The 13,362-nt window shown below is 73.5% G+C and carries 11 protein-coding genes and 1 pseudogene; 6 read left to right on the forward strand and 6 right to left on the reverse strand.

From position 1 onward, the window contains the following. Window positions 1–50: 50 nt before the first annotated feature. Both ACFRAC_RS31865 and ACFRAC_RS31870 read left to right on the forward strand, forming a co-directional pair. On the forward strand, window positions 51–1,547 hold the full coding sequence (locus ACFRAC_RS31865) for a hypothetical protein (protein WP_382936309.1): 1,497 nt from the start codon (window positions 51–53) through the stop codon (window positions 1,545–1,547). Continuing rightward, window positions 1,544–2,485 carry a lysylphosphatidylglycerol synthase domain-containing protein gene (locus ACFRAC_RS31870; protein ID WP_382936314.1) on the forward strand — a complete coding sequence of 314 codons (942 nt, stop codon included), beginning with the start codon at window positions 1,544–1,546 and terminating at the stop codon, window positions 2,483–2,485. The genes ACFRAC_RS31865 and ACFRAC_RS31870 overlap by 4 nt, the downstream gene beginning before the upstream one ends. A 4-nt stretch (window positions 2,486–2,489) precedes the next feature. Here ACFRAC_RS31870 and ACFRAC_RS31875 read toward each other — a convergent pair whose 3' ends face one another. Together ACFRAC_RS31875 and ACFRAC_RS31880 are read right to left on the reverse strand one after the other, a co-directional pair. Continuing rightward, a complete protein-coding gene (locus ACFRAC_RS31875) occupies window positions 2,490–3,461 on the reverse strand; it encodes a hypothetical protein (protein ID WP_382936320.1) in 972 nt (323 codons plus the stop codon). 12 nt (window positions 3,462–3,473) lie between these two features. Then, entirely contained in the window at window positions 3,474–4,946 is a 1,473-nt protein-coding gene (locus tag ACFRAC_RS31880; protein ID WP_382936325.1) for an APC family permease, read from the reverse strand. Window positions 4,947–5,260: 314 nt separating this feature from the next. Here ACFRAC_RS31880 and ACFRAC_RS31885 point away from each other — a divergent pair, with 314 nt between their 5' ends. Further along, window positions 5,261–5,734 carry a DUF5709 domain-containing protein gene (locus ACFRAC_RS31885; RefSeq protein ID WP_382936329.1) on the forward strand — a complete coding sequence of 158 codons (474 nt, stop codon included), beginning with the start codon at window positions 5,261–5,263 and terminating at the stop codon, window positions 5,732–5,734. 50 nt (window positions 5,735–5,784) lie between these two features. On the opposite strand, the gene sthA is transcribed toward ACFRAC_RS31885, so the two are convergent. Further along, window positions 5,785–7,188 (reverse strand): Si-specific NAD(P)(+) transhydrogenase, encoded by a 1,404-nt coding sequence (gene sthA / locus ACFRAC_RS31890; protein ID WP_382936334.1) that lies wholly within the window; start codon window positions 7,186–7,188, stop codon window positions 5,785–5,787. A 111-nt stretch (window positions 7,189–7,299) separates the two neighbouring features. Between sthA and ACFRAC_RS31895 the strand changes: the two are divergent. Continuing rightward, window positions 7,300–8,418 (forward strand): annotated as a pseudogene (locus tag ACFRAC_RS31895) (sulfite oxidase). A gap of 85 nt (window positions 8,419–8,503) precedes the next feature. On the opposite strand, the gene ACFRAC_RS31900 reads toward ACFRAC_RS31895, so the two are convergent. Together ACFRAC_RS31900 and ACFRAC_RS31905 are read right to left on the reverse strand one after the other, a co-directional pair. Beyond that, window positions 8,504–8,710 (reverse strand): hypothetical protein, encoded by a 207-nt coding sequence (locus tag ACFRAC_RS31900; RefSeq protein ID WP_361353010.1) that lies wholly within the window; start codon window positions 8,708–8,710, stop codon window positions 8,504–8,506. A gap of 193 nt (window positions 8,711–8,903) precedes the next feature. Next, window positions 8,904–10,109: a glycoside hydrolase family 64 protein gene (locus ACFRAC_RS31905; RefSeq protein WP_382936337.1), complete on the reverse strand. Its 1,206-nt coding sequence runs from the start codon at window positions 10,107–10,109 to the stop codon at window positions 8,904–8,906. A gap of 365 nt (window positions 10,110–10,474) precedes the next feature. Here ACFRAC_RS31905 and ACFRAC_RS31910 point away from each other — a divergent pair, with 365 nt between their 5' ends. Continuing rightward, a complete protein-coding gene (locus ACFRAC_RS31910; protein WP_382936341.1) occupies window positions 10,475–11,371 on the forward strand; it encodes a GNAT family N-acetyltransferase in 897 nt (298 codons plus the stop codon). Window positions 11,372–11,380: 9 nt separating this feature from the next. Here ACFRAC_RS31910 and ACFRAC_RS31915 read toward each other — a convergent pair whose 3' ends face one another. After that, complete coding sequence (locus ACFRAC_RS31915; RefSeq protein WP_382936345.1) at window positions 11,381–12,286, reverse strand: AraC family transcriptional regulator N-terminal domain-containing protein; 906 nt, start codon at window positions 12,284–12,286, stop codon at window positions 11,381–11,383. Between the two features lie 178 nt (window positions 12,287–12,464). Here ACFRAC_RS31915 and ACFRAC_RS31920 point away from each other — a divergent pair, with 178 nt between their 5' ends. Next, window positions 12,465–13,220, forward strand: a complete 756-nt coding sequence (locus ACFRAC_RS31920) for an SDR family NAD(P)-dependent oxidoreductase (protein ID WP_382936355.1) — start codon at window positions 12,465–12,467, stop codon at window positions 13,218–13,220. The last annotated feature ends 142 nt before the right edge of the window (window positions 13,221–13,362 follow it).

Genomic DNA, 13,362 nt, shown 5'->3' on the forward strand with positions numbered 1-13,362 from the left:
CCGGCCGCGGGGCCAGAAGACCCGCGACGCGCGGGGGTGAGGGGTGATCGATGGCGCACGGCACCAAGCCCATGCTCATGAGCGCGGGACGGCCCGATCAGCGGACCGGGGCCGGCCGGCCGCGGCGGCTGCACGGCGACCTCCTGCTCGCGGCCGTGGCCGGCGCCTTCACCGTCGCGCAACTCCTGCTCGTGGGCCCCGCCATGGGCCTGGGCTGGGACGAGATCGTCTACGTCAGCCAGGTCTCCGCCGACACGCCCGCCGCCTTCTTCAGCGCCCCCCGCTCGCGCGGCGTCTCCCTGCTGGTGTGGCCCGTCGCCTCCTGGTCGTCGTCCACGATCCTGCTCCGCGTCTACCTCGCCGTCCTGTCCGGGCTCGGCCTGTACGTGGCCCTGCGGGTATGGCGCGGACTGTTCCCGGCCCGGGTCCTGGCCGGCGCCGGCGCCTTCTTCGTCACCCTGTGGATCACGATGTTCTACGGCCCGCAGGCCATGCCCAACCTCTGGGTCGCGTTCGGCGCGCTGATCTGCGTCGGCTGCTTCCTGCGGGTCCGCGCCGACCGCTTCGACACCCCCGCCCTGTGGGGTGTCGTCGGCGGCGCCGCGCTGATGGCCTGGATGCGGCCCACGGACGCCGTGTGGGTGACGCTGCCGCTGCTCGTCCTCGTGGCCGTCCGGCGCCACTGGCGGCTCGGGGCCGCACTCGCCGGGGGCCTGGCCGCCGGGGGCGTCGAGTGGGTCGTCGAGGCGTTCCTCGCCTTCGGCGGACTGCGCGAACGGCTCAACGAGGCGTCCCGCATCCAGGGCGACCTGGGCTGGAACATCGCCGTCGACGACCAGATGCGCAGCCTCATGGGATCCGCCCTGTGCCGGCCCTGCGGCGGCGAACTCCCCCACCCGGGCATCTACGCCTGGTGGCTCACGCTCCCGGTGCTCGCCGGCTACGCCCTCTTCGTCGCCGTCCGCTCCGGCCGCACCCGGCGCACCCTGCTCCCGCTGGCCTGCGCCACCACGGCCGCCGTCCCCTATCTGTTCCTCATCGGCTACGCCGCCCCCCGCTTCCTGCTGCCCGCCTACGCGCTGCTCGCCATCCCGGTCGTGGACGCGCTGTTCCACCTGGCCGTGGGCAGGGACGGGCGCCGGCGCCCGGTGGCCCTCGCCGTGATCGGGCTGGCGCTCGCCGGTCACCTGGGCGTGCAGTTCGCCGTCCTGGACAGCACCGTGGACCGCACCACCGAGGCCCGGCTCGCCTGGGCCCGCTCGGCCACCGAGCTCCACCGGCTCGGCGTACGCCCGCCCTGCCTGCTCGCCGGGGAGCAGTCCATCCCCATCGCCTTCTACACCGGCTGCGCCTCCGGCGCCGTCAGCGGCCACAATGCCGACACCTCCGAGGCCGCGATCCTGGACACCGCCCGCCGCACCCCCGTCGCGGTCCTCAGCCCGCGCCGCGGCAACGGCCCCGCGTACGCCCGCACTTGGGAACTGCACCGCCTGCCCCGCCTGGACGCCCGCATCGCCCCGCTCCCGGGCGCGGGCGGATCCGGATGACGCCGGACCCGGCCCTCACCCCCGCCCGGCGCGCACGCGCCTACGCGCACACCGCCCTCACCCTCGCCGTCCTGCCGGCCGTGGTGTGGCTGGCCGGGCGCCACTGGCCGGTGCTGCACACCGGCGCCGTCCGGCTCGCCACCGCCGACCGGGCCTGGCTGCTCGCGGCCGCCGCGGCCACCCTGACCACCTGGCCGTGCGCGGCGCTCGCCCAGCAGGGTGCCGTGCTGCGGCGACTGCCGCCCACGGCCCTGGTGGGTGCCCAGTTCGCCGCGTCCGCCGCGGGCCATGTGCTGCCCGCCGGACTCGGCTCCGGCGCGGTGAACCTGCGCTACCTCGTGCGGGCCGGCCTGACGCTCGCCCACGCCGCCACCGCGCTGGCCGTCAAGGGCACCGCCGGGGTGGCCGTACGGGCGCTCCTGATCGCCGGCCTCGTCCTGGCCTGCCCGGGTGTGCTGCGTCTGCCGCGCGGCGGCGGGGGAGTACCGGCCGCCCTGTGCGCGGCGGCCCTGTGCCTCCTGCTGCTGAGCGCCACCGTACGGTCCCGGGGCCGCGCCGTCCTGACCGCGCTGCGCGGCCACGGCGTCGCCGTCCACGCCCGGCCGGCCCGGGCGGCGGCCCTGTGGGGCGGCTCCCTCGGGTACGTCCTGGGGCACTGCGCCGCGCTCACCGCCGTCGCCCAGGCGGTCGGGCTGACCCTCGGCCCGGCCCGGCTGGCCGTGCTGTACCTCGCGGCGAGCGGGGCGGCCGCGCTGCTGCCGACGCCCGGCGGCCTCGGCTCCCTGGACGCCGTGCTCGCCTACGCCCTCACCACGGCCGGGGCCCCGGCGGCCACCGCCGCCTCCGCGGTCCTCGGCTACCGGCTGCTGACGGTGTGGCTGCCGCTGGTTCCGGGCCTGCTGGTCCTGGCGCTGCTGGTCCGGCGCCGGACGCTGTGAGCCGTCAGTCCCGTACCTCGATCTCGCGCCGCCACCGCACGAACTGCTTGGCCGGATCGCCGGTGTACGCCCACGGAGTGCGGGTGGCGCGCCCGGCCAGCATCCGCAGCAGCGGCCCGGCGATGTCGTGGACGCCCGCCTGACAGGCGGCGTGCGCCAGGTGATTGAGGTCGCGCACCTCGGCCGGGGCCACGGCGGTCCCGGGGCGTCCCCTGATCCAGCGCTCCCAGGTGCGGCGGACGTCCCCGACGGCGCCGTCGCCGCTCCAGTGCGTGCCGAGCCCCATGGAGGCGTGCTGCCCCCCACTGGCGTCCAGGGCGTAGCGGTACTCCTCGACCCGGGCGTACTGGACCAGCACCGGGAGCGGGCAGCCGGGTGGCGCCACCCCGGCGGCGTCCCGGGCGAAGTCGTACATCATGCCGTGCGAGCCGTGCCACCGGGACGAGTAGTAGTGGAGCACCTGCAGGTGCCCCTCGACGCTGTACGGGTCGCGGCGGTGCAACTCGTCCCACCAGCGGCCCAGTTCCCGCCGGCGCACCCCCGAGGGATACAGCCGCGCGACGGAGATGAGCGACACCCACGGCGTCGGGTCCTCCGGGTGCGCCTCGGTGGCCCGCAGGCACGCCAGGACCGCCGCGTCGACGCGCCGCTGGTCGACGGGGACGCCCCGGCCGGCGGTCACGGCGACGGTGAACGCCCGGGCCGTCTCGGTCGCCGCCCGCAGCACGAGCGCGTCGGCGTCGTGGGGTTCGGCGGCCAGCCAGGACTCCGCCGTCGAACTGGCCGCACACGCCTGCGCCAGCGAGCGGACCCGGTGCCCGCGGGACGCCCAGTCGGAGCCGGTGTCCCGCAGCAGCTCCCGCAGGCCCTGCCAGCGGCCGATGACGATGTCCTGACGGGCGCGGGTGAGGGCGGCGTCGCCGCAGTCGGGGTCGAAGTCGGGGGAGAGATCGCGTCGGGATCCGCCTCGCGCCATCCTGGGCCTCCGTCAGAAGTCGGTGGGAGAGCCCTCGTGGACGAGGGAGGAGGAGCCGTCACGGGCGGCGGGCACGTAGTCCGCCTCGACGGTCCGCGTGGCGTCCAGCGCGGCCGGCCGGTAGTAGTCGCTGCCCTGCCGCCAGTACCAGACCATGGGGATCGCGCCGGCCGCCAGACCGCCGATGCCGATGGCGATCGCGCAGCCGCTCAGCTCGCCCAGCGACTCGATGAGGATCGCGAACATGAACAGCGACCCGAACAGCGGCCACACCCCGCCGAGCAGGAAGTCCCGCACCGACCTGAGCAGCAGCCCGCGGTAGGCGACGACCGCCGCGAGTCCCGTCAGGCCGTAGTAGACGGCGATCTGCAGTCCTATCGCGGCGATCGCCTCGTGGAGGATGTCGCCCACCGTGCCGAGGAGGTTGGACGCGACGAACATCGCCGGTGCCACCACCCCGACGACCGCGATCGCCACCCAGGGCGTGTTCCAGCGCCGGTGCACCCGGCCGAGCGCGGCGGGCATCGTCCGGTCCCGGCCCATCGCGAACAGGGAGCGCGTCACCTGGATCAGCGTGGTCTCCAGGGTGGCGACGGTGGAGAGCATCACCGCCCCGATCAGCACCTTGCCGCCCCAGCCCGGCCACACCTCCTCGCCGAGCACCGCCAGCAGGTTCGCGTCGTTCTCCCGGATCTGCCGGGACGACAGGAGGACGTTGACCGCGATGGTGAAGACCTCGAACAGCAGGAAGACGATGCCGACCCCGACCAGACCGGCGAGCCCCGTCGTCCGGCGGCTGTCCCGGGTCTCCTCGCTGAGGTTGCTCGCGACGTCCCAGCCCCAGTAGTAGAACGCGGCGATCAGCGCCCCGGAGGCGAACCCGGCGAGGCCGTCGAAGTGCCCGAAGCCCAGCCAGGACCAGTCGAACGCGCGGGCCCCGTCGGCGCGGAACAGGGCGAGCACCGCGAACAGCCCCAGGATGAGCAGTTCGGCCCCGGTCAGCACGAACTGGGCCCGCACGGTGAGCCGGGCCCCGCCCAGCACCACCAGAAGCATGACCAGGAACCAGCAGGCGCCCACCAGTGTGGACAGCGCGGTGTCGTGGGCGAGCCCCTCGTCGAAGAGGGCCAGCGTCATCGCACCGGCCGGCAGCGACCCCGCCACCATGAAGATCGTCGCCGAGACGACCAGCGCCCAGCCGCTGAGGAAGCCCAGGAAGGGATGCAGGGTGCGCCCGACCCAGGAGTATCCGGCCCCGGCGTGCACGGCGATCCGGTTGAGCCGGCTGAAGGCGAGCGCGATGCCCAGCATGGGTATCGCGCAGTACAGCAGCGCGGCGGGGCTGGCCAGCCCCACCGCGCCCACCAGGACCGCGGTGGTCGCGGCGATCGAGTACGCCGGGGCACTGCCCGCGACCGCCATCACCACGGTCTCGAAGGTGCCGAGGGCGTTGGCCTGGAGCCCTCTGCCCCTGGGGTTGCTCATGGCTGCGCCGCTTTCCGTCGTGCACGGCGCACGGGACCCCGGCCCCGGCGCCGTAAAGAGTGTGGGGGGTGGGACAACGCCACGAGCCTCCAAGGGATGACCTCGGGCCGGGGCGGCCGACATGGGAGTGGCGGACACTGTACGCCGTTGCGTCGCAGGGTGGTCACGCGGTGTGTGCGAGAGATGATAGCCACAAGTGGGCGGCCGTACGGGGGCGTCGGGGATCTTCCTGGGTTGGACACGGCCCTGCGGGAAACGCGGTTCAGGACACGCGCGGGCACGACAGTCGCCGCGCCTGAGTGAGGGAGGTAGGCATGGGCGAGAACACCCCCGAGCCGATGGCCGACGACGCGTACCAGCCCATCGGCGGCAACGAGGAGCAGGAGGACGGGGCGCCGCTCGACATGCAGGACGCCCTTGACGAGCGGACGTACGACGACACCCTGGACGAGGGCTACTCACCGCCGGAGAAGCCGCTCGGCGTGACCAAGTACGGCACCACCGCGGCCGAGCAGCACGAGGGCGAGAGCCTCGACCAGCGGCTCGCCGAGGAGGTCCCGGACGTCGGGCTGCCCGCCGGCGACGACATCGGCGACCTGTCCGGCGGCGAGGGCGAACCCGTCGACCCGGAGGCGGGCGACGAGCGGGCCGGCCGCCTGGTCGCCCCGGACGAGGGCGCGCACACCGACGCCGTGAAGGAGGAGGTCGCGAGCGACGTGGGCATCGACGCCGGGGCGGCCGGCGCCGAGGAGGCCGCGATGCATGTGGTGGACGACGAGGAGCTGTAGGCGCCGGCTGCCGCTCAGGCCGCTCAGACTCCTCAGACCGCCCAGACCCCTCAGTCCACGATGTGGTCGATCTGCCGCAGCCGGTTCGTGGCGTCGAGGGCGGCCACCTTGTAGGACTCCGCGAGTGTCGGGTAGTTGAACACCGCGTTGACCAGGTAGTCGACGGTCCCGCCGCACCCCATCACCGACTGGCCGATGTGGATGAGTTCGGTCGCGCCCGTGCCGAAGCAGTGGACCCCCAGCAGGGTGCGGTCCTCGGGGGAGACGAGCAGCTTCAGCATGCCGTGCGAGTCGCCGATGATCTGCCCGCGGGCCAGCTCGCGGTAGCGGGAGATGCCGACCTCGAACGGCACCCGGTCCTCCGTCAGCTGGTCCTCGGTCCGGCCGATGAAGCTGATCTCCGGGATGGTGTAGATCCCGATCGGCTGGAGGTGGTGCGTCCGGCCGACGGGCTCCCCGCACGCGTGGTACGCGGCCGCCCGCCCCTGTTCCATCGAGGTGGCCGCCAGCGCGGGGAACCCGATGACGTCGCCGACCGCGTAGATGTGCGGCACCTCGGTGCGGTAGTGCTCGTCCACCGTGATCCGGCCGCGGGCGTCCGCGCCCAGCCCGGCCTTGGCGAGGTCCAGTTCGTCGGTGAGGCCCTGCCGGCCCGCCGAGTACATCACGGCGTCGGCCGGTATCTTCTTGCCGCTCTCCAGGACGGTGAGCGTGCCGCGGGCGTGCCGCTCCACCGCGGCGACCGTCTCGCCGAAGCGGAACGTCACCGCGAGGTCCCGCAGGTGGTACTTCAGTGACTCGATGACCTCGACGTCGCACATGTCGAGCATCCCCGGGCGCTTCTCGACCACGGTGACCTTGCTGCCGAGCGCGGCGAACATCGACGCGTACTCCATGCCGATCACCCCGGCCCCGACGATCACCATGGACCGCGGGACCCGTTCCAGCGACAGGACGTTGTCCGAGTCCATGATCGTCTGCCCGTCGAACTCCACACTGGCGGGCCGCGCGGGCCGGGTGCCGGTGGCGATGACGACGTGCTCGGCGGTGAGCAGCCGTTCCTGGCCGGTGACCTCGCGCAGGGCGACCGTGTGCGGGTCGACGAAGCGGCCGACGCCGGCGTACAGGGAGACCTGGTTGCGGGAGAGCTGGCTGCGGATGACGTCGACCTCGCGGCCCACCACGTGCCGGGTGCGCGAGGTCAGGTCGGCGACGGTGATGTCGTCCTTGAGCCGGTAGCTCTGACCGTACAGATCGCGCTGGGTGAGGCCGGTGAGGTAGAGCACCGCCTCGCGCATGGTCTTGGACGGGATGGTCCCGGTGTGGAGGGAGACGCCGCCGACCATGTCGGGGCGGTCCACGACCGCGACGCGACGGCCGAGCTTGGCGGCGGCGATGGCGGCCTTCTGGCCGCCCGGTCCGGATCCGATGACGAGCATGTCGTAGTCGGGCACCTCAGGAGTCTGGCAGCCGGTGGGCCCCTTCCGGAAGGGTGAGCGGGCAACCGTCCGATCGGGCGCCGTCCGGGAGGGCGGCCCGCCCGGCCCGCGCGGATAATGGTGGTCATGGGTCACCGACTCGCCGACGTGAGCGCACCGGCCCGGCTGGCCGGCCCCGGTGAGGGCGTCGGCCCGGACGAGCTGGCGCTCGCCGCGCGCAACCACGGTTAGCCGCTGGAGACCCTGCGCCACGACCTCACCCCGCCGGGCCTGCACTATGTGCTCACGCACTACGACATCCCGTACGTCCCCGAGGGAACGCCCTGGCGGCTGACCGTCGACGGCCGGGTCCGGCGCCCGCTGAGCCTCGCCCCGGCCGACCTCGCGTCGTTCCCGCGCGTGACCACCCGGGTCACGCTGGAGTGCGCCGGCAACGGGCGGGCCCTGCTGAGCCCCCGGCCGGTCAGCCAGCCCTGGCTCGTCGAGGCCGTGAGCACTGCCGAGTGGACCGGCGTACCGCTGCGGCTGCTGCTCGCCGAGGCGTCGGTCCGGGCGGAGGCCGTCGACGTCGTCTTCACCGGCGCCGACCACGGCGTGGAACGCGGAGTCGAACAGGACTACCAGCGGGCCCTGCCGATGGAGGTGGCCGCGGGCGAGGACCCCGAGGTGCTGGTGGCGTACGCGATGAACGGCTCCCCGCTGCCGCCGCAGCACGGCTACCCGCTGCGTCTGGTCGTGCCCGGCTGGTACGGCATGGCGCACGTCAAGTGGCTGCGGGGCGTCACCGTCGCCGGTGAGCCGTTCACCGGGTTCCAGCACACCGCCGCCTACCGGCTGCGGCGACGCCCCGAGGACCCGGGGGAGCCCGTCACCCGGATCGCCCCGCGCGCCCTGCTGGTCCCGCCGGGCTTCCCCGACTTCATGTCCCGCTCCCGGGTGGTGCGGCCCGGCCCGGTGACCCTGGAGGGGCGCGCCTGGTCCGGGTACGCGCCGGTCACCCGCGTCGAGGTCGGCACGGACGCGGGTGCCACCTGGCGGGAGGCGGAGCTGGAACCCTGGGACGGGCACCGCTGGGCCTGGCGCCGCTGGTGGTACACGTGGACCGCGGTCCCCGGCGAGCACGTGCTCAGCGCCCGCGCGACCGACGCCGACGGCCGCACCCAGCCGCTGGAACAGCCCTGGAACCGCGGGGGGTTCGTCAACAACCTCGTGCAGCGGGTGCCCGCCGTCTGCCTGGACGAGTAGCCACGCGGGCGTACGGCAGCCCCGGCCCGCCCCGGGCACCGGCTCCCACCCGGGGCGGCCCGCGCGGTCGGGGGCGCGGGGACTTCTACGGCAGCAGCTTCTCCAGGGCGACGCGCCCTTCCTCGTCGATCTTGCGCTTGGCCCATTCCAGGTTGTCCGCGGTGAGGTCCTTGCCCGAGGCAAGCACGATGTCCTCGGGCGACACCTCGGTGCCGGTGTAGGTGTGGAGCAGGTCGTCCGGGGTGTAACGCTCCTCGGACGGCCCGGACGCTTCGGGCTGGGACGTCGGCATCATCTCTGCTCCTCGGATCCGGGGATCTTCGGTTCGGGCCCGGTGCGGTCATCGGGTCTGCTACCCACCATTCATCGCCGGGGCGGCTCCTGCATCCGGAGGACCCCGCAGGCCCGCTGGGCACCGACGCCCCGGACCCTCGGGGTACCTCCCCGGGCGGGATGGAAACCCCGGCCGCCCCGCGCCGGACTGATCAGGCGAAGGGCGTGAGCGTCAAGGTCAGCCCGGTCGGCGCCGTGTCCTGGATGTACGAGGCGAAGTCGGCGACGTCGTCGAAGGCGAAGCCGTACGCCTTGCCGTCCTCGGTGGCCGCGTGCACGGCCTTGGCGTAGTGGTTGGTGAGGCCGGTGCCGTAGAACCCGGCGGGGTCGGTCGTCGGCTGGACCGGCTGGCTCAGGAGCGTCGAGCGGTTGAAGCCGGCGCCGAGGATCGCCGCCACCGGCCCGGTGGTGCCGTCGTTGGGGGCGGCCAGATTGCCGTCGCAGAACAGCACGTCACGGGGCGACGGCTTGGCGAAGGACACCTGGGCGGGCCCGTCGAAGGTGAAGCGGTCGCCGCGCACCCGACCCGTGAACGTGCCCGCGTTGGTCTTCACGGTGAGGTCCCGGCCCGTGTACGTGCTCCACACCTCGTCGATGTGCGGGGCGAAGTAGTCCTTGGCGAACAGGCCGGCGTCCAGGCCGTGGCCGGGTGCGATGACCCGGGTGTCGTCCACGACGAGCCGGGCGAAGTCCTCGGCCTCGCGGACCGCGGCGAAGACGCTCGCCCGCCCGCCCGCCTTCAGCTTGCCCGTCGTCTGGTCCTTCTCGCCGGTGAGCCGGATGCTCAGCGGGACGCTGAACATGTCGACCATGGTGGTGTTGCAGAACATCCCGGAGGAGTTGAACGTGAACTCCGCGCAGTCGTGCAGCACCGGGAAGTTGGGGTCCGAGGAGACCCAGCCGGCCGGGTACTGGAGCGCGGCGTTGCCGTTGCCGTCGGCGACGGCCTTGAACTTGAGCTTCTCCCCGAGCGCCACGTAGATCCGGCCGGACATGTGGGGGAGGGACAGCCGGGTCTCGCCGCTCCCGGCGAGGCTGATCGCGTAGTCGGTGAAGCCGTCGGCACCGTTGTCCGACAGGGCGATCGGCGCGAGGGTGCCGTCCGGGGTGAGGCGCACCTGACGCCCGTCCTGGTTGCCGACGACGTAGACGTGGACGTTCGCGTTGCCGAACTCGCCGCTGTCGTTGACGATCGTCAGCGGCAGCGTGCCCGCCGCGGCCTTCGCCTCACCGTCCTCGGACGTCCCCGCGAGGGCGTACGGCGCCACGGTGGCGATGGCGGGGACGGCGACCGCCGCGCCGCCGAGGGCGAACAGGAGCCGGCGGCGGCCGAGGGGGCGCTGGTGTCGGGATGTCATGTGGGGGGTCTCCCGGGGGTGTTGAGCGGGTGCCTTGGTCGGGCGGCTGCTCCCGGCACTCGTGAGAGCGCTCTCTGAAAGACGGGGATGTGCCGCCGATGGGCCCCGATGGTACGCACCGCTTCCGCAGGGGCCAACAGGTCCGCACAGAACCGAAATCGCTCTGACCTGCGAAAACGTCCATGGTCATGAAATGCGCACGATCGTTTAATCCTTGTCTAAGGCAGCCTTAAGGCATTCCGAGCCTCTGAGAGCGCTCCCGAAAACGGCCCTACGGCCCGATGGCCGGGGAAATGCCGTGGACGGTGTGGAGGAGGGCCACGTACCGTCCGGGGGCTTTCACCGTCCGCAACCCGGAGGACTTCATGACCGATCCGGTCATCCGTACGCTCACCGCCGACGACGCCGCGCTCTTCGACGCCCACCCCGATCCGCTCTCCGCCGCCGAGGGGCACCGGAAGACCGTGTTCCGCCCCCAGCGGAAGCGGGTGGCCCTGCGCGACGGAGCCGTCGTCGCCCGCGGTGCCTGGTGGGGCGGCCCGGACGACCAGGAGCCGGTCAACATCAACTGGTTCGATGTCGCCGAGGGCGAGGAGGAGGCCGGCGCCGCGCTGCTGCGCACCGCGCCCTGGCAGGTCGAGCTGGAGATCGACCTGCCCGGCGGCTGGCGGGACGACCCCGACCTCGAGGCGGCCGCCGAGGCCCGCTTCGCCGCCGCACGCGCGGCCGGCTACACCCTGCTCGTCGAGCGCTACCAGTACCGCTGGACGCCCGACCTGGGGCTGCCCGAGCGCCCTGGACGCCTGCGCTTCGAACCCGAGCCCGACGACGCCGTCTTCTTCGACGCCCTGCGGCGCATCCACTCCGCCACCCTCGACGCCCACGCGCTGCGGGCCATCGAGGAGGGCGGCCTCGACCTGGCCGCCCAGGAGGAGCTGGACTTCTTCCACTGGTGCCCCTCCCCGCGGGAGTGGTGGCAGGTCGCCCGGACACCCGACGGCGAGCTGGCCGGCATCCACGTCCCCGCGCACAACCCGACCGGGCCGACCATCGGCTTCATCGGTGTCGTCCCCGAGCAGCGCGGCCACGGCTACGCCTACGACCTGCTCGCCGAGTGCACCCACCACCTGGTCCGGCACGGGGCCGAGCGTGTCACCGCGTCCACCGACCAGGGCAACGTCCCCATGGCGGCACACTTCGCCAAGGCGGGCTTCCCCGTGGTCAGCGAACGGATCAACTTCCGCCCGCCCAGCGCGCGTTAGCCGAGCAGCTCAGGACGGGGCCTCCGCCCCGCCACGCGCCGCGTGCCGCAGCCGGGCGGCGTCCCGGCTGGGCGGTGTCCCGAACTGACGGCGGTACTCCCGGCTGAACTGCGAGGGGTTGTCGTAGCCGACGCTGCGGCCGACGCCCGTGACGTCGCCCGGCCGGGTGGCCAGCAGCAGCCGGGCCTCCTGGAGGCGGATCTGCTTCTGGAACCGGATGGGGCTCATCGCGGTCACCGCCTGGAAGTTGCGGTAGAACGCGGAGGTGCTCATGCCGGACATCCGGGCCACGTCCTCGACCTGGAAGGGCTCCGCGTAGTGCTCGCGGATCCAGCGCACGGCCCGTGAGACATGGCTCAGACCGCTGTCGGCCAGGCCCAGTTGACGCACCGTGGCGCCCTGCTCGCCGGTGATCACCCGCCACAGGATCTCCCGCTTGACCAGCGGGGCGAGCACATCGCGGTCGCGCGGCTCGTCCAGCAGGCGCAGCAGCCGCACCACGGCGTCCAGCAGCGCGTCGGAGGCCGTGCTGACGGCGATCCCCGAGGGCGTGCCCCCGCCGGTCCGGGCGCCCGCCGCAGGCCCGGCCTGGAGCAGCAGCTCCGCGACCGCCGACGGCTCCAGGACCATGCCGAAGCCCAGCGCCGGGTGCTCGGGGTCGGCCCGGGTGAACTGGCCGGTGACCGGCAGGTCGACGGACGCGACCAGATACTCGCCGGGGCCGTACTCGAAGACGCGGTCGCCCAGGGCGAGCCGTTTGGCGCCCTGGGCGATGACCGCGAGGATCGTGCCCGACGTCTCGGGGGCCGAGGGTCCGGACCGGTCGATCCGCGCGACATGGACGCCCTCGATCGCGGTCGTGGTGTCGGGCCGTGCGTGCCGGGCCAGCAGCGCCTTGAGCTCGGTGAGGTCCATACGCCCATTGGAGCACCGCCCTGGGCCCCTGTTCCCGCACGCGAGAGGATCGTGCAGGTTCGCGAGAGGATCGCTCTAACGTTTGTGCAGCTCAGAGGCTTTGAATGGAGGCATCGAGGTTGTTCCGGTGAGAGCCGGGGCGACGGATCTGAACCATTTTTCGTGAAGGAGAGACGTCATGAAGGTCGCCATCGTCACCGGGGCCAGCTCCGGCATCGGGCGCGGCGCCGCCCTCGAGATCGCCCGGCGCGGCGTCGGGGTCATCCTCACCTACGGCACGAACAAGGAGGGCGGCCTGGAGACCGTCGCCGCGATCGAGAAGGCCGGAGGCACCGCCGTCGCCCTGCCGCTGGACGTCGGTGACAGCGCCACCTTCCCGGCCTTCCGCGACGCGGTCACGGACGCCCTGCGGGACACGTGGCAGCGCGACACCTTCGACCACCTGGTGAACAACGCCGGCATCGCCCACACCGCGATGTTCGAGGACACGACCGAGGACGACTTCGACCGGCTGACGCGGGTGCTGCTGAAGGGCCCCTACTTCCTCACCCAGACGCTGCTCCCGCTGCTGGCGGACGGCGGCTCCGTCGTCAACACGAGCAGCAACGTCACGTCCTCCGGGATGCAGCCCGGCTACTCCGCCTACGCTGCGGCCAAGGGTGGCCTGGACGTCCTGACCCGGTGCCTGGCCAAGGAGTTCAGCCCGCGCGGTATCCGCGTCAACGGTGTCGCGCCGGGCGCGACCCGCACCCGGCTCGGCGACGACGCCTTCACCCGGTTCCCGGAGATCGTCCCGGCGCTCGCCGAGCGGACCGCGCTCGGCCGGGTCGGGGAGCCCGACGACATCGGCGCGATGATCGCCACCCTCGTCTCCGACGAGAGCCGCTGGGTCACCGCCCAGACCATCGAGGTGTCCGGGGGATACAACCTGTAGGAGCCGAGGGGCCGCCCGGGGGGGGGGCCCGCGGCCCCCCCCGGGACCGAGAGTAGCCCCCCCCGGCCCCCCCCGGCCCCCCCCGAAACCGCAACCCCCCGCCGCCACCCCCGGGCCAAGCCGGGGGGGGGCCGGGGCGGGC

The organism is Streptomyces sp. NPDC056628 (assembly GCF_042792555.1).
Lineage (GTDB): Bacteria > Actinomycetota > Actinomycetes > Streptomycetales > Streptomycetaceae > Streptomyces.